Here is a 21,240-nt window from a genome sequence, read left to right as displayed (position 1 = left end):
TTCTAGGATTGTTTTTCCCCTCGCCGGGATTTCGCTTTGCGGGAAATCCGGTCGTAACATTCGGTGCATGTGTACGTGTGAATCGGCCGGTTGCGTAACTTCTTCGCAAGGGGGTCATCGTCGGAGATACGGTCAATTCGATTACATAATGGACATTTTGCTTGCATATTTCAACGCAGAATCCGGCTGCATGTACAAAACACAGCGGTCTGCTTCACTCCTTTCAAATCCATGCATTCATACCTCTATTCTAACATGCCTGAAGGGGCTGTATAAAAGACTTGTCAATTTTACCTCTCCCTCTGCATAAACAAAAGTAAGGGGCAATGCTTTCTGCCTCTGTTACCGTTATTTGCAAACCGGGAGGTTGCGAATTGAAAAAAACTTATGTTCTTGATACAAATGTCCTATTGCAAGACCCTCGTGCCCTTTTTTCTTTTAAGGAAAATGATGTCTTAGTCCCCGCGATTGTATTACAAGAATTGGATGCGAAAAAAAAGCACATGAACGAAATCGGGCGCAATGCTCGAGAGGTGGCGCGGCTCCTTGATCAGCTAAGGTCCCGAAAGCCGTTGCATCAAGGCGTGCCGCTTGAAAGTGGCGGTTATTTGCACGTGGAATTGAACCACCGCTCTTATGAAAAGCTGAAAAACATTTTGCCTGATGCCACAAACGATAATCGAATTATTGCGTTGGCTTTAAACGTGGAAGCAGAAAAAATGAAAGAAGTACGCGATGAACAGGTTGTTTTGGTAAGCAAGGATGCCCTTGTGCGTATTAAAGCAGAAGCGTTAGGGTTAAAGGCAGAAGATTTCCTCAGCGACCGGGTGGTTGTCGATGATGATCTATACAAAGGGCATCTGAGTGTTCACGTCGCCCCTGCTTTATTGGAACAATTTTATCAAACCCGGCAAATTCCCATAACGTCTCTCCCTTGTTCGCCTTTCTATCCCGGGTCCTTCGTCCTTCTAAAAAATGAGTTACAGCCCTCTGTGTCCGGGTTGGGTCGTGTTGATCATGATGGAAAGGCGTTACGGCCGTTAATCCATGACCGTGAAAGCGTATGGGGAATTAAGCCGCGGAACGTTCAACAAAAGATGTCTTTTGATATCTTGCTGGACCAAACGTTGTCATTGGTGACATTGACCGGGAAGGCCGGTACTGGTAAGACATTGCTGTCCATGGCTGCGGGTTTATTGCAAACGGAAGACTTAAGGATTTATAAGAAGTTGTTGATTGCCCGGCCGGTCGTACCGATGGGAAAAGATATCGGCTATTTGCCCGGAGAAAAAGATGAAAAATTACGCCCGTGGATGCAGCCGATTTATGATAACTTGGAGTTTTTGTTCAACGCAAACAAGCCCGAAGAAGTAGACAATATTTTATTAGGGCTGGGCTCGATTCAAGTTGAAGCGCTCACGTATATTCGCGGGCGTAGCTTGCCCGGGCAGCTGATCATTGTGGATGAAGCGCAAAACTTAACGAAACATGAAGTGAAGACGATTTTAACAAGAGTCGGGGAGAATACGAAGATTGTGCTGATGGGAGATCCGGAACAAATTGATCATCCGTATTTGGATGCTTATAACAATGGGCTTACTTACGTCGTGGAGCGTTTTAAAGATCAACCGATAAGCGGGCATGTGTCGCTTGCGAAAGGGGAGAGGTCCTCGCTCGCACAACTAGCGGCGGATTTATTGTAGAGCATGGGCCGAACAGCAGATAGCGTTCGGCCCGGGAAGCGAGAGGCAATCCGTCGGGTTATTCCACCCGCAGTTCAACCACGTGGGTTAGTGGGGAATGTTGGTTCGTACCGTCGGCAAAATAGATGTGAATCGGACCATTTTCTTTTAACGCCATGCCTTCCGAAGAGAAACCGGCGATCCATGATTTGCCGGTTTCCAGCGGGGCTGTGATTTCTTCCCCCGCGGATGTGACAGCAACAAGGGTTGTCGCGGATGCCAAAGGTGCAGCATTGTCAATAAATGGAGCTAGTTTCATGCCGTAGGAGCCTTCAATCGAGGCTTCTTTTTTCGTGCGAATCTGATTGGTTTGCCAACGCCTCGGACCAATGTCTGCCCGTTCTTCCTTTACTCCTTCTGCGGATGACGTTTCCTGAAAGAAATTTTCTAAATGTATTTTTCGATTGTCAAAGATCCATACAGTAGGGTCGAGCGTAATTCGATGTTTCACGTTTCCGGATATGGGGACAATAAAAGGGTCCATGGTCAGTAACTCCTCTATGTTTTTTCTTTATGGTTTGGATAATAGCATAAGAAAATATGATTTTCGCTATTCTCGTAAGAAATCAAGTCATTCTAATGGTAACATATCTGCAGAAGAATAATAAACGGGTAAGCGGGAGGGTATGGCAGTGAAAGAAGAATTTAGGCAGTTTGAAATGGAAGTGGGAGAAATTGTCGAGGAGATGCGTTCCTTCACCCATGAAGGAAGCGTTGCAACCTACATCCCGGAATTACGGCATGCCGATCCCGGTACACTCGGCTGTGCATTATATACGAAAAATGGAACATGTGTCAGTTTCGGGGACGGAGAAGAGACGTTTACGTTGCAAAGTGTGTCAAAAGTGGTAGCGCTGGCGCTTGCAGTAATGGACAGCGGAGAAGACCAAGTGTTTGACAAAGTCGGGATGGAGCCGACGGGCGGACCGTTCTATTCCATTGCGCGATTGGCATTAATGAATTCTTCAAAGCCGCTAAATCCGATGATTAACGCAGGCGCGCTTACCGTAACATCCATGATCGGCGGCCGGACAGAGGCGGAAAAAGTGGAGCGCTTGCTACGATTTATTCGTGAATTAACCGGAAATGACGCTTTGACTTATGATAGCGCGGTGGCCGCATCGGAATTTAGAACGGCAGATTATAATCGAGCCCTCGCGTATTTATTGAAAGGGGAAGGGGTGATCGACAGCGACATCGGGATCGAGCCCTTGTTAGACGTGTACACCAAACAATGCGCGCTCAGCATGAGTTGTTGCGATCTCGCGAGAATCGTTTTTATCTTCGGACATGAAGGCCGCTCGCCCGAGACGGGGGAACAAATCGTTCCGGCGCCGGTTGCAAGAATGGTGAAAACATTTATGGTCACATGTGGGATGTATAACGAATCCGGAGAACTAGCCATAAGAGCGGGGATTCCGGCAAAAAGCGGCGTATCGGGGGCGATACTTGGAAGCGTCCCGGACGGGATGGGGATTGGCATTTACAGCCCCGCGTTGAACGAAAAAGGCAATAGTCGTGCAGGGGTCGAGCTTTTGAAACGATTATCTCGTCATTTTCAGTTGAGTATTTTTTAACTTTGGCGGAATGTCCCCGATACAAAAGCCAAATCGTCGCTTCATCAGCAAAAACAAAGATTTTATCAGCCAAACGAAGGCATTTTTCACCCAAAACGGAAGCGAGATCAACTTGCAATTTAACGGTATAACCGATAAGATAAGCATAGGATTTTTATCTCTGGAGGGATGCATGTGCACATGGAGACCGTGACCGATAGCAGGGAACAGGCCTACGCTGTCTTGAAAGCAGATGCTGAGAAAATCAGGCAACTGATTGAAGTGCAAATGGACAATTTAACAATGCCGCAATGCCCGCTCTATGAAGAAGTACTGGACACCCAAATGTTTGGGCTTTCCCGTGAAATAGATTTCGCTATTCGCCTAAATTTGATCGATGAACAGGCCGGCAAACATATCATGAATGAACTCGAAAGAAAGTTATCCGCATTACATGAGCGAACGGTAAACCAATAAACCAATTCTGCGAGATGGAATTGGTTTTTTTTATTGTCCTCGATGAACGTACGCTTAGCTGACGCCCGTGTTATTTTTCCTAGCATTCCGCTTGTGAAAACACCAGCAAAACATGGAATTCGGCGGTGATTAGTGATCAGGGAGGGGAAATTATTTTTTATTTTTTGTAGATTCAAGTTGTAAGAAATGCTATTATAGTGAAAAACCTTAAAGCTTGGCGAAAAGCCAAGTTTTCTAAAAAGAAAAGTGGAGAATGGAGGAACCGACGTGAGCGAACTGAAAAATATTCAGAAAGTGCTCGTTGCCAATCGCGGCGAGATTGCCATTCGAATCTTCAGAGCTTGTACGGAACTTCATATTCGTACAGTGGCGGTTTATTCCAAGGAAGACACTGGAGGTTTTCACCGTTACAAGGCGGATGAAGCTTACCAGGTTGGGGAAGGAAAAAAACCGATTGAAGCTTATTTGGACATTGAAACTATTATTTCGGTTGCCAAACGTACAGACGTAGACGCTATCCATCCGGGATATGGTTTCCTGGCGGAAAACACTCATTTTGCCGAGCGTTGTGAAGAGGAAGGAATTATTTTTATCGGCCCGAAAAGCGAGCATTTACATATGTTCGGCGATAAAATACAGGCGCGCAAAACCGCGATTGAAGCAGGTCTCCCGGTTATTCCCGGCAGCGACGGCGCCGTATCGGGCGTCGAGGAAGTAGAAAACTTCGCCCTGGAACACGGCTACCCCTTTATTATTAAAGCGAGTCTCGGCGGGGGCGGACGCGGAATGAGGATTGTTCGCAGCGCAGAAGAGCTCAGAGATTCGTATGACCGCGCACGCTCGGAAGCGAGTTCTGCTTTCGGTAGCGATGAGGTCTATGTGGAGAAACTGATTGAAAACCCTAAGCATATTGAAGTACAGGTGCTCGGCGACCATGAAGGGAACACCTTGCATTTGTATGAAAGGGATTGCTCGGTGCAAAGGCGCCATCAAAAAGTCGTGGAAATCGCGCCAAGCATCGCGCTCAACGAACAGCTCCGAGATGATATTTGCCAGGCGGCCATTGACCTTGCCGATAGCATCCATTATTTGAATGCAGGAACGGTGGAGTTTCTCGTCGGCGCTGACGGGTCGTTTTACTTTATTGAAGTCAACCCGCGTATTCAAGTGGAGCATACGATCACGGAAATGGTGACAGGCGTTGACATCGTCCATGCACAGCTATACATCGCCGACGGGCTTCCCTTGCACGGATCCGTCATCGCATTGCCCGAGCAATCGGAGGTCCGTACCCATGGCTACGCGATCCAATCGCGTGTAACGACCGAGGATCCGGAAAATGGATTCATGCCGGACACGGGAAAAATCATGGCGTACCGCTCTAGCGGCGGGTTCGGTGTGCGGCTGGATGCAGGGGACGGTTTTCAGGGCGCGGTCATTAGCCCCCATTACGATTCTTTGCTTGTGAAAGTTTCGACGTGGGCGCTCTCCTTTGATGTGGCCTCGGCAAAAATGCTAAGAAACTTGCAGGAATTTCGCATTCGGGGTATTAAAACAAACATTGCATTTTTGGAAAACGTCGTGCAGCATGAGCAGTTTTTAAATGGGAAATACAATACGTCTTTTATAGATGATACCCCTGAGTTATTCGTGTTTCCGCGCCGAAAAGACCGGGGGACGAAAATGTTGACGTTCATCGGTGAGACGATTGTGAACGGGTACCCCGGGCTGGAACAGCAGAAAAAACCAGTGTTTTCCACGCCCCGTCTTCCTGAGGTAGATGAAGATGCACCGATGCCGTCCGGAAGCAAGCAAATTCTCGATGACCGGGGTGCCGACGGGCTTGTGAAATGGCTAAAAGACCAGGAACGCACGCTTTTAACCGACACCACGTTCAGAGATGCTCACCAATCGCTGTTGGCAACCCGTGTGCGCAGCCATGATTTGCTGAAAATTGCCGAACCGACGGCTCGCATGTTGCCTGATTTATTTTCAACGGAAATGTGGGGCGGAGCGACGTACGATGTGGCTATGCGCTTTTTGCACGAAGATCCGTGGGAACGTTTGCTTAACCTTAGGGAAAAGATGCCGAATGTATTGTTCCAGATGCTTTTGCGGGGAGCGAACGCGGTCGGCTATAAAAATTATCCCGACAATGTTATCGAAGAATTTGTTAACACGTCTGCCAGCGCAGGCATCGATGTTTTCCGTGTCTTCGATTCCCTCAATTGGTTACCAGGGATGACGAAAGCGATCGAAGCGATTGGAAATACCGGCAAACTCGCGGAAGCGGCGATCTGTTATACCGGTGATATTCTCGATCCAAGCCGCGAGAAATACAATTTGAATTATTATAAAGAACTTGCGAAAACACTGGAAGCAGAAGGGGCTCACATCCTCGGCATCAAGGACATGGCCGGATTACTGAAACCAGAAGCTGCCTATCAATTGGTGAGTGAGTTAAAAGCAACCGTCGATCTGCCCGTGCATCTGCATATGCACGATACGAGCGGAAATGGTGTCTTCACCTATGCAAGGGCGATGGACGCCGGCGTCGATGTCGTCGATACGGCGATTAGCGCGATGGGCGGATCCACGTCACAGCCGAGTATGGAAAGCCTGTATTACGCCATGAAAGGAACCGATAAGGAACCGGCATTGGACGTAGCGGCGGCTAGTAAACTAAGCAATTATTGGGAAGATGTACGCGCGTATTATCAAGGATTTGAAAGCGGTTTGACCGCGCCGCACCCGGATATCTACGAACATGAAATGCCGGGCGGGCAATACAGCAACTTGCAGCAGCAGGCAAAAGCGGTTGGTTTAAAGGGTCGTTGGGATGATGTAAAAGATATGTACGCGAGAGTCAATACCCTCTTCGGCGACATTGTGAAAGTGACTCCTTCTTCAAAAGTCGTCGGCGATATGGCGCTTTATATGGTAAATAATGACTTGACGGAAGAGGATATTTTTGAAAAAGGAAATTCCCTCGACTTTCCCGAATCGGTCGTGGAAATGTTTCAGGGGGAGATCGGGCAGCCACCCGGAGGCTTCCCGCGGGAACTACAACAGATCATTTTGAAAAATCGGGAAGCGTATACCGACCGCCCCGGTAAACATATGGCACCTGTTGATTTCGATGCGCTCGAAAAGCAATTGTTCGAGGAACTAGACCGGCAAGTGACCTCACACGACTTGATGAATCACACGATGTATCCAAAAGTTTACGAGGAGTATGAACAGTTTCGAAATTATTTTGGCGATGTCTCGGTTCTCGATACGCCGACATTTTTCTACGGCCTCCGGTTGGGCGAGGAGATCGAGGTAGAAATTGAACCGGGCAAAACGTTAATTGTGAAGCTCATTTCCATCTCCAGGCCATCGGACGCCGGCGATCGCATCGTCTATTTCGAACTGAACGGCCAGCCACGCGAAGTGATTATTAAAGACCGAAACATCGAAAGTACCGTGGCTGAGAAAACAAAAGCTGATAAGAAAAACCCGAATCACATTGCCGGTACGATGCCGGGAACCGTGTTAAAAGTGCTCGTAAAAGAAGGCGAAGAAGTGAAAAAAGGGGACCAGTTAATCATCACGGAAGCAATGAAAATGGAAACGACGGTACAAGCCCCTCGCGACGGTAAAATTGATACCATCCACGTCGATAACGGGGAAGCGATCGATAGCGGAGATTTGTTGGTCGAAATCGAGGATTAAAAGCTTTCGCAAAGGGGAGTCCATGAACGAGCTTTCAAGGAAGAGGCAGGCGCCTGGACAGCCGTAAGCGATAACCCGGAGGCCAAAGAAGAACAATCCATTCCCTTCATGGGTCGTATCATGAAAGGGAAGGCTTTCTTGCCCAGTTTCCTTTTCCGGCTTGAAGAAGGGGAGCAGTTGTCCCTTTCTATGACTGGTGCGTTCGTAGCATGGAAGGAACGTTTGTATCACGTCGAAAAAAGGAACAGGCAAAACGTTGTTCATACAAGCCTCGTTTCAACGAGGCTTGTACGAGAAACGATCTAAAAGGAATCATTCCGTTTTTGTTTCGCTATGGCGACGGGGAAACGTTGCATGTGCAAGAAAGGTTCGAAGGCCGCGATTGCGCTTTGGGAGGAAGCAGTCCCCTTCGGAAAAGCCATTCCTGTTATGATGCCTTTTAGCAAAAAAGTTGGCAGGACCTCATCCGTGCCAACTTTTTGTATGAAGGTAAAAAAGGATAAAATGCACCTTGTCTTTAGTGGATAAAAACTTGGGTAAAGAAATCGGTTTTTTCACCGATTATATTTAATCCGACGTCCGAACTTTGTTCTCAAGAAAGAAGCGGGTAGCATCTTTTATAATTAATATGCCCGGTTTCTTGTCACGAGCATCGCCATGTAACAAAGCAAAGTGAACACGAATGTAATGACGAGCGTATGGGTGAGGGCTGCAGCTAAATACGCGTCCGGAAAGTACACGATTGCCACGCCGGCTGCCGCTTGTACAAGGATAAGCACGAGGGCACTTAAACCGCTGCCCGCGAGCATTTTGCTTTCGAAACGATAGTGAAACGCTTGGATAAACAAGATGAAAAGCATCACAACGAGGATGATCGCTGAGATTCGGTGCGTCATTTGCACGCCTGCTTGAAAGCCAAAGGTTGCTACATCTCCGCAATGGGGAAACTGCTCGCACGCGTAGGTGGCGCCGGTATGTTTTACATAAGCCCCGCTATAGATGACGAGGTACGCATAGGCAAGGACGAAAAACAGGTAGCTGCGAAACCCCTTTTTAACACGGGGAGCGGGTCTTCGTGTGCCATCTTCGAACGCGAGGGTCGTTAGCAGAATCACCGTGGCAAATGAAATTGCCGATATGCCAAAATGGAGCGCGAGCACGATATTGGAATGGCCGAAGACAACGGCTGCCGCACCCATGAACCCTTGAAAAATAATAAACAAAACAGCCATCAACGCCCAAAACTTCGTCTCCCGTATATGGGGTAGCTTTTTCACGGCCCAAATCGCCAAAATGATGACCATCAGGCCGACAATTCCGGATACGAGACGGTGGCTATATTCAATGATGGTGGCGATCGCGGGGGAAGAGGGGACCCATTCACCGAAGCAAAGCGGCCACGTTTCCCCGCAACCATCCCCAGAATCTGTTTTCGTTACGATGGAACCTTGCAATAATACGATCAGCATTCCGATCGATGTTAAGATCCCAAAAATCTTTAATCCTTTATTCAAAACATCACCTCCACTTAAACCGACCTGGTCTTTTAACTAGGAAACCGTAGCGATTGACAAAAAAATAATCTCTGTATACGCTGTATGCGATGTCTTCCGGGTAACTATCTCCAATTCATAACATAAAAACAACCCTTATTGAAAATAGTAAGAAGTAGCAGAGCAGAAGTCAATTTTTCAACAGTGAAGATTTCATGTCGATTTCAGTTGGAAGATGTGAAAAAAGTGTGTAGTTTAATGAAACGACCCTTATTTTCAGCTATAATGAAAATAGTGGACAAAACCCTTCCGAAACAAGGAGAAAATATAGTAAGATAGGTGAAGGGTACCAAAAAGGATGTCGTCACGATTGAAACGTGGCAGGCTGAATGGGAAAAAGGGGGTGAAGAGGATGAAGTCAAATACGGCAATGAAGGCAGCCGAAGCGGTTGAAGAGAAAGGGAGCACGGTTGAAAAGACGGTCGACAAACCGTGGAAGGCTTATATTGAGTTGTCGAAGCCCGGTATTGTCATGTCGAACATGTTGACGGCGTTCGCCGGATTTTTCGTAGCAGCACAATATACCGCCGGGTTTAGCCTCGGGGCCAATATACACATCCTTTTACTTACGATGTTCGGGATAGCGCTTGTGCTTGCCGGAGGTACTACGTTAAACAATTATATAGACACAGATATCGACCCGTTGATGGAAAGCAAAAAAGAGAGACCGACCGTAACGGGAGCGATCGCGCTCAGGAAAGTTCTATACATCGGTTTATCCCTGTCCGCGGTAGGAATAGCGACTTTGCTGGCCATTGAACCTGTGGCAGCTATCATTGCTGCAATAGGGCTGTTTGTGTATGTAGTTGTTTATTCCCTATGGCTAAAACGTGTACATTCCTTAAATACGATCGTTGGCAGTATATCCGGAGCCACGCCCCCGTTAATCGGTTGGGCAGCTGTTGATCCCGGATTACATGTGTATGCCTGGGTGATGTTTGCAGTGATGTTTATTTGGCAACCTCCTCATTTTTTGGCATTGGCAATGATGAGGGTGGAGGAGTATCGTAAAGCTAATGTGCCGATGTTACCGGTCGTTGCAGGTTTTGCGATTACGAAAAGACAAATTCTGGTATATATCATTGCATTACTCCCTATTTCGTTATTGCTGTATCCATTTGGAATGATCTATACAATTGTGGCGGCTGCCCTTGGCATCGGCTGGTTAGTATTAAGTCTGAAGGGAATTCGCTCGAAAGATGATACGGAATGGGCGCGTTCTATGTTTATGTACTCTCTCATCTATTTGACCGTGATATTTGTCGTGATGATTGTTGTTCATTTGTGAACACAGCTGACAAACACCCGGACGATCAGGGTGGGCTCCTTTACGGGAGTTACATAGAAAACGTGCTGGGAACGTAATGTGGAAAAGAACATCATGGAAAGAGGGGTTTGAAAGCACATGAATGCAAAGAATAGGTTGCTGCGGTTTGCGCCGCTTATGGCCTTTATGCTACTGCTCGCAGGGTGCGGCGAACAAGGGCTATCAGCGTTGGACCCGATGGGGCCCCAATCGCAATGGATTTTCGACAATATGCTTTTGAGTCTGTATGTCATGGCCCTTGTCATCGTTGTTGTCTTTGTTATTTTCTTTATTGTTATCGTGAAATTTCGCCAGAAGGATGGCGATGATGAATACCCGGAACAAACCCACGGCAATACGAAACTGGAAGTGGCGTGGACCGTCATTCCCATCTTCTTGTTGGCGATTCTCGCGGTTCCGACGATCACGGGACAATTTTACTTAAGTGTTGATGCTGAAGACATTGCACAAGATGAAGAGGAAACCGAAGGTGTCGGGGACGTAGACCAAGAAGTGGCTGAAGAAGACCTTGACGAGGATGCGTATGTTATCGAGGTCACCGGCCATCAATTCTGGTGGCAATTTGATTACCCCGAAGGCTTCACGACCGGTAATGATGTTTATGTTCCTGCAGGGGAAGATGTTGTTTTTCAATTGGAAGCTGAAGATGTCATCCACTCATTCTGGGTCCCGGCGCTCGGGGGTAAAGTAGACAATATCCCGGGTGTGACGAACCATGTGTGGCTAGAGGCAGATGATCCCGGTATTTACATGGGTAAATGTGCCGAGTTGTGCGGGCCGTCCCACGCGTTAATGGACTTTAAATTGATCGCGCTTGAAGAAGAAGATTACGCTACTTGGAATGAAGAGATGCAGGAAGAAGAAGAGGAACCGGAAGAAACATTGGCCCAAGAAGGTCGTGAGCAATTTGAAGAACAAGGATGTATTGCTTGTCACGCTGTTGATGGCGAAGGTTCTGCTCAAGGGCCTACCCTAACGAACTTTGGTGACCGGACGACCATTGCCGGCTTTCTCGAATACAATGAGGAAAATCTACGAGACTGGATCCGAGATCCTGGTGCATTGAAACAAGGGGCAAACATGCCGGCAGCACCGGGAATGGAAGATGAAGAACTCGATGCGATCATCGCTTACCTCGATTCTTTAGAGAGACTAGATGATGAAACAAAAGAAGAACTCGATATTCAATAAGGTCTATCGATTTAAAGGAGGGAACACAACGTGGTAAGTGAGGCTACAAACACGCGTAAAAAAAGCGTGCTTTGGGATTGGTTAACGACGGTTGACCACAAAAAAATTGCCATCTTGTACTTGATTGCCGGTACACTCTTTTTCGTTAAAGCCGGCTTGATGGCCGTATTGTTTCGAATACAGCTCATAGCACCGGAAATGGAATTTATTAGCGGTCAAACCTTTAATGAATTGGTGACGATGCATGGAACACTCATGTTGTTTCTGGCGGTAACACCATTGTTCTTTGCATTTGCAAACTATGTCCTCCCGTTGCAAATCGGTGCCCGTGATGTGGCATTTCCGTTTGTAAACGCGCTCGGGTTTTGGCTCTTTTTATCCGGGGGTATCCTTTTAAGTATCAGCTGGTTTTTCGGCGGGGCTCCGGACGCCGGGTGGACCTCTTACGTACCTCTGGCCAGTCGTGAATTCGGAGGCATAGGCATAGACTTTTATGTCCTTGGTCTGCAGATATCAGGTTTCGGGACGCTCATTTCCGCGATTAACTTTATCGTCACGATCATTAACATGCGTGCACCCGGAATGACGATGATGCGTCTGCCTTTATTCTGTTGGACGATGCTCATCACGTCCATGCTCATTGTATTTGCATTTACACCGCTTGCTGCCGGTCTCTTGCTGTTAATGTTGGATCGGGTCTTTGATGCCCAGTTCTTTATCCCGGGCGAAGGCGGTAACGTGGTTCTTTGGCAACATATCTTCTGGATTTTCGGACACCCGGAAGTGTATATCCTTGTCATGCCCGCGTTCGGAATCATATCCGAAGTCGTTCCCGCGTTTTCCAAAAAACGTCTATTCGGATACACATCGATGGTATTTGCCGTCCTGATTATCGGCTTCTTGTCCTTTATGGTATGGATGCACCATATGTTTACCGTTGGTGTCGGTCCGATTGCCAACTCGGTGTTCGCGATTGCAACGATGACAATCGCTGTACCGACAGGGATAAAAGTCTTTAACTGGCTGTTTACGATGTGGGGAGGAAAATTAAGGTTTACGACGGCCATGCATTTTGCAGCTTCGTTTGTCCCTACATTCGTTCTCGGTGGTGTGACCGGCGTCATGCTCGCGATGGCACCGGTGGATCATTTATATCATGATACGTATTTCGTCGTTGCTCACTTTCACTACATTATTGTTGGCGGTATCGTATTAGGGTTGCTCGCCGGACTCTTCTACTGGTATCCGAAAATGTTTGGGCATAAGCTGAACGAAACGTTAGGGATCATCTTTTTCTGGGTATTTTACATCGGATTCCACCTTACGTTCTTTATTCAACACATTCTCGGGCTTATTGGCATGCCGCGACGAGTGTACACATTTCTGGAAGGTCAAGGGATGGACACGATGAATTTCATTTCCACGATCGGCGCGTTTATGATGTCCGTTGCGATCATTATATTGGTGATTAATATCATCTATTCAGCACTGAAAGCAGAACGCGTGACGGAGAAGGATCCTTGGGATGCACGTACATTGGAATGGTCGACGAATACGCCGATTCCGGAGTACAACTTTGCCCAAACGCCGCAAGTACGCTCGCTAGATCCGCTGTTTTATGAAAAAATACATGGAAACGGAGAAATGAAGCCGGCAGAACCATTGGATGATATCCATATGCCGAATGGCTCGATCCTTCCGTTCATCATGAGTATCGGCATGTTCATCGGAGGCTTCGGGTTCATCAGCTTCCATATGGATTTGTTCATTTCCCCATATGTTTTAATCGCGATTGGCGGTATCACATTCTTTGGCGGAATGGCGGCACGTTCCTTACAAAATGATTACGGTTATAACATTGAAAAAGAAACCGTGGAATCAATGGAAAAGGAGTTGAGCTAGCCCATGGCAGATTCAGTTGACGTAAAAAAAGGGCTTCCCGCCAATCCTGAAAAAGCGACACTTGAAGGTAAAAATAAATTTCTCGGCATGTTTGTGTTTCTCGCCGGTGAAACAACGATGTTCGCGACGTTCTTTGGTACGTACCTTGGACTGAGAAGCGGCACCGCAAGTGGTCCGGAACCTGCGGACCTCTTCCAATTGCCTCTCGTGTTTATTATGACGATGATTCTTTTGACAAGCTCGTTGACGAGTGTTTTAGCAACGTATGCGATGAAAAAGAACCAGTTTGGAAAGCTAAAACTGTGGATGTGGGTAACATTCTTACTGGGGGTAACATTTCTCAGTTTAGAGATCTACGAGTTCGTGGAATATTACGAGCATGGGTTAGGATATACGTCGAGTGCGTTTGCTTCATCGTTCTATACGCTTGTAGGCCTACATGGAGCACACGTATTGTTCGGGCTTGGTTGGATTCTGCTCTTGCTCCTCCGCAACCGAAGCAGGGGGATAACGTTGTACAATGCCCCGAAATTTTACGCGTTCGCGCTCTATTGGCACTTTATTGATCTTGTTTGGGTGTTTATTTTCACTGTCGTATACCTCATGGGGATTGGAGGGTAATCGTAAATGGCTGAAAACTTGAATCAACCCTTTGAAGAAAGTGCAATGAATAAGGAGGAAAAGCGGAAGCTCAATCGTGAACAACGTATACAGGTAATCGCGTTTGCCTTTATGATCGGGATTACCATACTTGCCTTTTTGGCCGTAGGCGCTGAAGGTATCCCAACGATATTCACGACTCCGTTTATCTTGTTACTGGCGCTTGTTCAATTGATCATACAGTTATACTACTTCATGCATTTGAAAGATAAGGATCATGGCTGGCCGAGTTCTTTTATGATTTCAGGACTAGTCCTGGCAGCCCCTATGATTGTGGCACTTATCATGTTGCTCGGTGTCGTGAAGTATTAAACAGCACAGACGAATCGGGCTAACCGTATGAGGGTTAGCCCGATTTTTTTCGCAAACGGAAGGAAGGAATGGGGGGTCGATGCGGGAAAGCGCTCTTGCCAAGGTCCGCCCCATCGGAATGTCAGAAGATCGTCAAGGGGCACGTTTGGTGCTGCTTATTCATCTTTAGTATAATGGTTGGCAAGGAGGCTGACCGATGGATCAATCAACAGAATCACAAGCAAAAGGAAAAAATTATATCCCTCTCGTTGTCACGTTGACGATTGTTATCAACGGGCTAATTGCCATTGTCTTTTTTATGGATGGAGCTGCTTCATCGGCCCCTTTTGATGTTACGCTGTTGCCAATGCTCAACGCCATTTACAATAGTTTTACGACGGTGTTTTTATTGGCTGCGTTGTACGCGATCTTGAGAAAAAATGTGCAGGCCCATCGTCGCTTCATTTATGCCGCGTTAACGACGACGGCGCTCTTTCTTGTCACATATTTAACGCACCACGCTTTAGCAGAATCTACCACCTATGGTGGGGACGGTATTTTGGCGGGGATCTATTATTTTATCCTTCTTACACATATCCCCCTCGCTGCTGCCATCGTTCCTCTTGCCTTGTTGTCGGTGCTTTGGGGATATACGAATCAATTGCGAAAGCATCGCAAAATTGTTCGATGGACCATGCCGTTGTGGTTATATGTGAGCATCACCGGCGTTCTTATTTATATCTTGATCTCTCCTTACTATGCGTAATAAAAATGCGTTCGATAACGGCCACCAATATGAAGGAGGACTCCCGCTCGATTTGAGGGGGAGTCCTTCTCGTTAATCATTCAATTCTTCATCAACAGCTGATAGCTTTTGTTTGCTTCGATTAATGATTTTGTCCGGAAAACCTTCATCTTCTCCATATTCCACTCCGTGTGGGTAGTAATGGCGTCCCAACAAGGGCGTCATTAATTTTACAAGTGTTTCATCATGAGGAATATCACCGTCAATGGTGAAGCAAGGAACACGCAGGTAAAAGGTTCCCGCATCTCTTTCATCCGGCATTTTTAAATCAAAGGTGGCACGTTCGTAATCCCATTGCTCCCCGAAAATAAATCCATGGTCTTGCATGACCTTTAATAATCGTCCGAATCCTATTTCTTTATCCGGAAAATGAAAATCTGTGAGCTTCAACGCTTTACCTCCTCAGTAACTCTATCTCTCCATTATCTTATTATGAATTCGGCAAATATGCAATGTGCAAGTTTGGGCGAACGTACATGGCTCGTCATGCGTATGGTAATGAGTAAAGGTCCATCTTTGCTGATGGAGTCGGGTACGTTAAGGAGGAGATGCCGGTGGAAAACGATGGGCAGTTGGATCCTTCGTTGCGTGATTTTAAGGCTTTTGTAAAGGAACATCCGAAGCTTGTTCAACAGGTCAGATCCGGGAAAGCAAGCTGGAATGGATTATATCAAGATTGGGTTATTTTAGGGGAAGACGAACAGCATTGGGGCACATATAAGGAAAGCGCAACGGAAAAGAATCCTTCGAATTCGAATGCAACTGAAGTGATGCCGTCCATTCAAGGCTTGCTTGATTCAAATCAAACGGTGGGCTCACTCTTGAAGACATTGGGACAAATGAACGTGAATGATGTGCAAAAATATTTATCCCAATTTAGCGGCGTGATGGGGAACGTCCAAGAGTTATTGAATCAATTTCAGTCCAATCCCAATCAATCGCGCAATGATCGTCAAGAGAATCCTTTCTCATTTAGAGGTTTTTAACAAGGAGGAGAGGTGGGGCGATGAATCATCGTCTCGCCCATTGGGTTGTTTCTGTTACATATTAGAAAACCTTGGCTTGCCGGCAAGTCCTTATGGCGGATGCCATCGTAACCATTCTTAAAGGATCAAAAAGGAGGTGTTGCCTTTATGCGCGCCGATTTAATGCAGTATTTTTCAGCAAGGCCGGATTTGAAGAGGTATTTACGTGCTGAACCTTATTGGTATCGGATATTGGCCAGACGCCCTGAACGTTTGGAAGAAATGGAAAAAGAAGCGCGCTTTTTTAACGGCCAGACGTGGCCCCAGCGTGTGTCCCGGATGAATCAAGGCGTAGGGATGACCATTCAACTGCTCAATTTGTTAAAACGATAAGCGGATAATAAGCGCCTCCTTTTTGCACACTAACGGAAAGGAGGTTTTTCAGTTGGATAAGCGAATGATTGGAATCGCGACGGTGTTGATGGTGGCAAATGGAACGATGCAGCCTACTTTTGCCGCACCTGAAGTAGAAATTGAACCGATCCCGGTCATGCAAGCAGATGAACAAGACACCGAAAAAACCTTTGATGTGAAGCATGTTGTGAAAGCATCAGACGTTTATGTGGAAAGTTACATTCCGGCGTTTAGTTTTTACAGGAATCAACATCAATATAACGATACACAAGGGTATTTAAGGCTAAGGATAAACGGCGATGATAAAAAAGATATTCATCAAGCCGCGTTCATTATTAAGGGCCTTGAGGCTGGCGATCATACCGTTGAATTGGAGGCCTATGATGAAAATGATCGTGCACTCGGGCTAAAAGAAACCTTTTCAGTCTCGATCCTTGAGTGACCTTGCACGCTCGTCAAAGCAAATCGTATCATGCTTTATACAATCTAGAGGTAAACAAATGTAGCCAAGTCATGTTACAATGGCAATGCGGAGGTGTTATCGTTGCAAACCGTCGTATCAACCCCAATCGAACTGTTGGATGCATCCGAAGAATTATCAAAGATGATCCGCTCGTCTGATATATACCACCATTATGTTGAAGCGCGCCGAAACATGCTGGAAGATGAAGAAGCGAAAAGGCTGATTGAAGCCTTCAATCATCATAAAGTAAAGTTTGACGAAGTGCAGCGCTTTGGCAAATATCATCCGGATTATAGCGAAGTAACAAAGACTTTGCGCATTGCAAAACGGGAAATGGATCTCCATGAAAGCGTGAGTACTTATAAAAGAGCAGAACGTGACTTGGAGAAGTTACTTACAGAAGTCAGTGAGGTATTGGCTACATCTGTTTCCCCGAATATTAAAGTTCCCTCTAACAATCCATATTTTGACAATTCATCTTGCAGTGGTGGTTGTGGAAGTGGGGGAAGTTGCAGTTGCTGACCATGTAAAAACCCGCTTATTGTTGTAGGCGGGTTTTTACGTTCCTTGGATCATTGTTGAAAATATCGATGCACCAAGGCAAGAATTGACCGTCTTGTCAAAATTCCGACAAAAGCTGCCTGCTCGTCTTCGATACAGATAAATGGGTGGTTAATGGAAACGGTCAACGCCTTTAAAAAAGTGGCGTCCGTTTTTAAACGGGGAATGTTTTTATTCATGACTGTTTCGACGGTGATGTCGTGAAGGCGTTCCATTTCTAAACGCTCAAGGCCGAGGATCGAGTCAAGAATTTCGTTTTTGCTGATTTGCCCTCGCACCCGGTAATCATTGTCGACGACCGGGATAGCCGTGTAACCGGATTTAATTAAAACTAACAACGCATGATCGAGTGGATTTTGAAGCTGTACATGGGCAACTTTTTCGTGTGAAATAATCAAATCACTGATTTCTTTGCTCATTAATTGACTCTGTTTTAAACGATCGATTGTCATCTTCTCTCTGCCCCCATAAAATGAACCTTCCGTGAAATGGGAAGATTGCTCACAGCGTTTGGTGGCCACGTATACACATCGCCATCATAGGGTTGTCGCTCCAATGTCTTTTCTGAAATCACTTAACATTTTCATCATTATCGTAGAAGTGATGGGCGTTTTTGTCAAGGAAACGGTTTCAATCGTTCGACCCCCTAGACCGTGAGTGTAAATCCACGTATAATAACGTATACGCCCACCAATTGAGGTGATCGGATTATAAAGGAAACGGTACATTTTTAAACTGAAAAGCGATTACACATAGGAAAGGAAATCGTATGAAAAAGAAAGACCGGAAGCTCATCACCGGAATGCTTCTTACCTTAGCGGCATTGCTCGTCGGCGGTTTTGTGATCCCAGTCGATGTCGGGGCTCCGTCGGATACAAGAACGATCCTTGACCATTCCACGCAAGAATACGTCTCACCGTCTTGTATCGACGAGGCTGAAGTCACAAACTATTTGCAAGAAACCAATTATGGGCATGCGCTGACTCTCGATTATGAGCCGGAGTCCGGGTGTTCGGTTGACTATTATCAGGAATCCGACGTCCCGTTAATTGTAGCAACGCTGAAAACGATCGGAATCGTCGATCAGAAGTGGTCGGCAGAAGATATGTTACGAAATGCATGAGTCTGTAAGAACTTGAAGCATCTTTAGCACTTATTTTTTAATAAAGAAATAAAACAAGGGAGCGTTTTAACAGTTTATGAAAGTCTCCAAGTTTGGTGGCACGTCAGTAGCAAGCGGAAATCAAATTGAAAAATTAAAAGACATTATCGTGGCTGATCCCGCGCGCAGAATCGTGATTGTTTCTGCGCCGGGTAAACGAGGCGACAGTGATGTAAAAGTAACGGATATGTTGATCACTTTGGGAGAGGAACGAATAAAAGGCGAGTCGGTCGAGGACGCTCTTCAACAAGTCGTCGATCGCTATCAAACGATTGCCCAAGAGCTTGGGCTCGAAAAAACGGTCACGGAAAACATTGAAGCCGATTTACAGGCGCGCGTCGCTTTTAACACGGAAAACGAAGGGGTCTTTATGGACCAGATAAAAGCGGCGGGGGAAGATAATAATGCGAAACTTATCGCGGCGTATTTTAATCATATCGGAATGGAAGCCAGCTATATGAACCCTCGGGAGGCCGGTCTGCTCGTTAGCGGAGAAGCCGGGAATGCCCAAGTGTTAGACGACGCTTACGAGTCGCTGGCTACATTAAAAGAAAAGGATGAAATTCTTGTTTTTCCGGGATTTTTCGGCTATAAAGAAAACGGTCAATTGGTCACATTTCCCCGTGGCGGGTCGGACATCACCGGTGCGATTGTCGCTGCCGGAGTGAACGCGGAGCTGTACGAGAACTTCACGGACGTCGATTCGGTTTGCGTCGCCAATCCGAAAGTGATTGACAACCCCGAAAAAATCGAGCGCATGACGTACCGGGAAATGCGGGAATTATCTTATGCAGGATTCGCGGTGTTTCATGACGTGGCTTTGATCCCTGCCTTTCGACATGGCATCCCCGTTAATGTGAAAAATACGAATAACCCGGAAGGGAAAGGCACGTTAATCACAGCAGAGAAGTCAGAGGCACACGATCTGTATCCGATTACCGGGATAGCTGCTGATAAAGGTTTTAGCATTATTTACGTTCGCAAGTATTTAATGAACAGGGAAGTGGGCTTCGGGCGCCGATTGTTGGAAATGGTGGAAGACGAGGGCATCTCTTATGAACACTTGCCTTCGGGCATCGACGACACATCTGTCGTCTTGCGCACGTCCGAGTTCTCCCTGGACAGCGAGAACCGACTGCTCACTCGTATTCAGACAGAAATGGATGTGGATGACGCGTATATTGAACACGGCTTTACCATGCTTATGCTCGTCGGCGAAGGGATGAAAGATACTGTGGGAATCGCGGCACAGGCAACAAAGGCACTCGCGGGAGCCGACATTAACATTGAAATGATCAACCAGGGACCTTCGGAAGTATCCCTCGCGTTCGCCGTGAAGGAACGCGTCGGCGATCAGGCAATAAAAGCAATTTACGATGAGTTTTACGCGAAACAACTGAATGAATGATCAAAAAGACTGCGGCGGGCTTGTTCGTTTTAGAACGCCCCGCCGCAGTTGTTTTATTCACGTTTATTTAGCATCTCTTTGAGGTCTCTGATTTCCGATTGTAATGCTTCCACGTCCTGTTTTTTGGCCTGGGGAGGCATCTCTTCCTCATTCGCACGTTCCACGTTATTGACAATGACGCCGATGAACAGGTTAAAGACGATAAAGGTACCGACAAGTACAAACGAAATAAAATAAATCCAGCTCAGCGGTTCCACTTCCATTAACGGGCGCAGCACAGCTTCCGTCCAAGACTCGAGGGTAATAATCTGAAAAAGGGTTAATAATGTACGTTGCAGATTTCCGAAGTACTCGGGAGAAACTTGTGCGTACAACATCGTTCCGATCACTGCGTATATGTATAAAACAAGTCCCATTAGAAATAGAATGTTGAACAATGAAGGGATTGTACGCATAAGTGCATCGACGAGCCGCCGCAGTGAAGGGAGAACCGTCACTGCCCGCAACACTCTTAACACTCGAAGCACTCTCAATACGGTGACGAAATGAGCGCCTGCAAATAAGTGCCCGGCCGCGATGATTAAAAAGTCGAACCAGTTCCAGCCGCTGTGAAAAAAGTGGTAAAAAGGCTTGGCCGCGATCATTCTAAGGGCAATTTCGACGGTGAAAAGCCATAACAACAGTCGATCGGCAAAGTGGAACCATTCCATATAACGAGTGTGAAGTTCGGGGTACGTTTCCATCCCGACGATAACAGCATTAATAAAAATCAATACCATGATAATGATAGTAAAATAGCGATGTTCCGTAAGAAAAGCGATACGTTTACGCCATTCGGGCTTTTTTTCCTCGGCCATGATTGCTTTCGACCTCCAACATGATCAGCTTCGGAATGTTTCAACAGCCATCATTATATCAAGTTTTTCGTCACGGACATAATAAAAGTGACCAAAAGTTCTGTAAAACTTCCTCAAAAAGAAGTGAAGGACACATGAATGGCTCATGAAGCCGAAACTGGAGAAAAGCCGTGCGTCCGGTTTTATTTT

General features: G+C 46.5%; 22 protein-coding genes. 16 read left to right on the top strand and 6 right to left on the bottom strand.

Translation table 11 applies throughout. The annotated features are described in order from the left end of the window. Positions 1-2 precede the first annotated feature (2 nt). Positions 3-167: a YlaI family protein gene (locus tag DT065_RS05405; protein WP_114371556.1), complete on the bottom strand. Its 165-nt coding sequence runs from the start codon at positions 165-167 to the stop codon at positions 3-5. A gap of 207 nt (positions 168-374) precedes the next feature. Between DT065_RS05405 and DT065_RS05400 the strand changes: the two genes are divergently transcribed. Continuing rightward, the gene (locus DT065_RS05400; RefSeq protein ID WP_114371554.1) at positions 375-1,703 is read left to right on the top strand and encodes a PhoH family protein; all 1,329 of its coding nucleotides are present in this window, start codon (positions 375-377) and stop codon (positions 1,701-1,703) included. Between the two features lie 58 nt (positions 1,704-1,761). Here the strand turns inward: DT065_RS05400 and DT065_RS05395 are convergent, their stop codons facing one another. Further along, positions 1,762-2,226, bottom strand: coding sequence for a peptidyl-prolyl cis-trans isomerase (locus tag DT065_RS05395; protein WP_114371552.1), 465 nt, complete (start codon positions 2,224-2,226; stop codon positions 1,762-1,764). A gap of 142 nt (positions 2,227-2,368) precedes the next feature. Here DT065_RS05395 and glsA point away from each other — a divergent pair, with 142 nt between their 5' ends. From glsA to pyc, 3 genes are all read left to right on the top strand, one after another. Next, positions 2,369-3,319, top strand: a complete 951-nt coding sequence (glsA, locus tag DT065_RS05390) for a glutaminase A (protein WP_114371550.1) — start codon at positions 2,369-2,371, stop codon at positions 3,317-3,319. A gap of 168 nt (positions 3,320-3,487) precedes the next feature. Further along, on the top strand, positions 3,488-3,775 hold the full coding sequence (locus tag DT065_RS05385) for an Fpa/YlaN family protein (RefSeq protein WP_193550805.1): 288 nt from the start codon (positions 3,488-3,490) through the stop codon (positions 3,773-3,775). A 276-nt stretch (positions 3,776-4,051) separates the two neighbouring features. Further along, positions 4,052-7,492 (top strand): pyruvate carboxylase, encoded by a 3,441-nt coding sequence (gene pyc, locus DT065_RS05380; RefSeq protein ID WP_114376095.1) that lies wholly within the window; start codon positions 4,052-4,054, stop codon positions 7,490-7,492. A 623-nt stretch (positions 7,493-8,115) separates the two neighbouring features. Here the strand turns inward: pyc and DT065_RS05370 are convergent. After that, a complete protein-coding gene (locus tag DT065_RS05370; protein WP_114371546.1) occupies positions 8,116-9,006 on the bottom strand; it encodes a COX15/CtaA family protein in 891 nt (296 codons plus the stop codon). Positions 9,007-9,397: 391 nt separating this feature from the next. Between DT065_RS05370 and cyoE the strand changes: the two genes are divergently transcribed. From cyoE to DT065_RS05340, 6 genes are all read left to right on the top strand, one after another. Continuing rightward, positions 9,398-10,333 carry a heme o synthase gene (gene cyoE, locus DT065_RS05365; protein ID WP_114371545.1) on the top strand — a complete coding sequence of 312 codons (936 nt, stop codon included), beginning with the start codon at positions 9,398-9,400 and terminating at the stop codon, positions 10,331-10,333. Between the two features lie 117 nt (positions 10,334-10,450). Further along, the gene (gene coxB, locus DT065_RS05360) at positions 10,451-11,563 is read left to right on the top strand and encodes a cytochrome c oxidase subunit II (RefSeq protein ID WP_114371543.1); all 1,113 of its coding nucleotides are present in this window, start codon (positions 10,451-10,453) and stop codon (positions 11,561-11,563) included. A gap of 30 nt (positions 11,564-11,593) precedes the next feature. Next, positions 11,594-13,465 (top strand): cytochrome c oxidase subunit I, encoded by a 1,872-nt coding sequence (gene ctaD, locus DT065_RS05355; protein WP_114371541.1) that lies wholly within the window; start codon positions 11,594-11,596, stop codon positions 13,463-13,465. Between the two features lie 3 nt (positions 13,466-13,468). Continuing rightward, entirely contained in the window at positions 13,469-14,086 is a 618-nt protein-coding gene (locus DT065_RS05350) for a cytochrome c oxidase subunit 3 (protein WP_114371539.1), read from the top strand. A gap of 6 nt (positions 14,087-14,092) precedes the next feature. Continuing rightward, positions 14,093-14,437, top strand: a complete 345-nt coding sequence (locus tag DT065_RS05345) for a cytochrome C oxidase subunit IV family protein (protein ID WP_114371537.1) — start codon at positions 14,093-14,095, stop codon at positions 14,435-14,437. Between the two features lie 196 nt (positions 14,438-14,633). After that, on the top strand, positions 14,634-15,182 hold the full coding sequence (locus DT065_RS05340; RefSeq protein WP_114371535.1) for a DUF420 domain-containing protein: 549 nt from the start codon (positions 14,634-14,636) through the stop codon (positions 15,180-15,182). A 72-nt stretch (positions 15,183-15,254) separates the two neighbouring features. On the opposite strand, the gene DT065_RS05335 is transcribed toward DT065_RS05340, so the two are convergent. Next, a complete protein-coding gene (locus tag DT065_RS05335; protein ID WP_114371533.1) occupies positions 15,255-15,611 on the bottom strand; it encodes a YugN family protein in 357 nt (118 codons plus the stop codon). Between the two features lie 164 nt (positions 15,612-15,775). Here DT065_RS05335 and DT065_RS05330 point away from each other — a divergent pair, with 164 nt between their 5' ends. From DT065_RS05330 to DT065_RS05315, 4 genes are all read left to right on the top strand, one after another. Further along, a complete protein-coding gene (locus tag DT065_RS05330; RefSeq protein ID WP_160112419.1) occupies positions 15,776-16,207 on the top strand; it encodes a YlbD family protein in 432 nt (143 codons plus the stop codon). 147 nt (positions 16,208-16,354) lie between these two features. Next, positions 16,355-16,579 carry a YlbE-like family protein gene (locus DT065_RS05325; protein ID WP_114371529.1) on the top strand — a complete coding sequence of 75 codons (225 nt, stop codon included), beginning with the start codon at positions 16,355-16,357 and terminating at the stop codon, positions 16,577-16,579. Positions 16,580-16,631: 52 nt separating this feature from the next. Further along, complete coding sequence (locus DT065_RS05320; RefSeq protein WP_114371527.1) at positions 16,632-17,042, top strand: hypothetical protein; 411 nt, start codon at positions 16,632-16,634, stop codon at positions 17,040-17,042. 93 nt (positions 17,043-17,135) lie between these two features. Next, on the top strand, positions 17,136-17,585 hold the full coding sequence (locus DT065_RS05315) for a YlbF/YmcA family competence regulator (protein WP_335743577.1): 450 nt from the start codon (positions 17,136-17,138) through the stop codon (positions 17,583-17,585). Between the two features lie 50 nt (positions 17,586-17,635). On the opposite strand, the gene cbpB is transcribed toward DT065_RS05315, so the two are convergent. Next, positions 17,636-18,076, bottom strand: coding sequence for a cyclic-di-AMP-binding protein CbpB (gene cbpB / locus DT065_RS05310; protein WP_114371523.1), 441 nt, complete (start codon positions 18,074-18,076; stop codon positions 17,636-17,638). A 317-nt stretch (positions 18,077-18,393) separates the two neighbouring features. On the opposite strand from cbpB, the gene DT065_RS05305 reads away from it, so the two are divergent. Together DT065_RS05305 and DT065_RS05300 are read left to right on the top strand one after the other, a co-directional pair. Next, on the top strand, positions 18,394-18,747 hold the full coding sequence (locus DT065_RS05305; protein WP_114371521.1) for a hypothetical protein: 354 nt from the start codon (positions 18,394-18,396) through the stop codon (positions 18,745-18,747). Between the two features lie 76 nt (positions 18,748-18,823). After that, the gene (locus tag DT065_RS05300) at positions 18,824-20,194 is read left to right on the top strand and encodes an aspartate kinase (protein ID WP_114371520.1); all 1,371 of its coding nucleotides are present in this window, start codon (positions 18,824-18,826) and stop codon (positions 20,192-20,194) included. 53 nt (positions 20,195-20,247) lie between these two features. On the opposite strand, the gene DT065_RS05295 is transcribed toward DT065_RS05300, so the two are convergent. Then, complete coding sequence (locus DT065_RS05295) at positions 20,248-21,051, bottom strand: ion transporter (RefSeq protein WP_114371518.1); 804 nt, start codon at positions 21,049-21,051, stop codon at positions 20,248-20,250. Positions 21,052-21,240: the final 189 nt, after the last annotated feature.

Origin of the sequence: Salicibibacter kimchii (assembly GCF_003336365.1) — a bacterium.
Classification (GTDB): Bacteria; Bacillota; Bacilli; order Bacillales; family Marinococcaceae; genus Salicibibacter; species Salicibibacter kimchii.
Note: the sequence above shows the minus strand (reverse complement) of the source record. Positions and strands in the feature narration are given on the sequence as shown.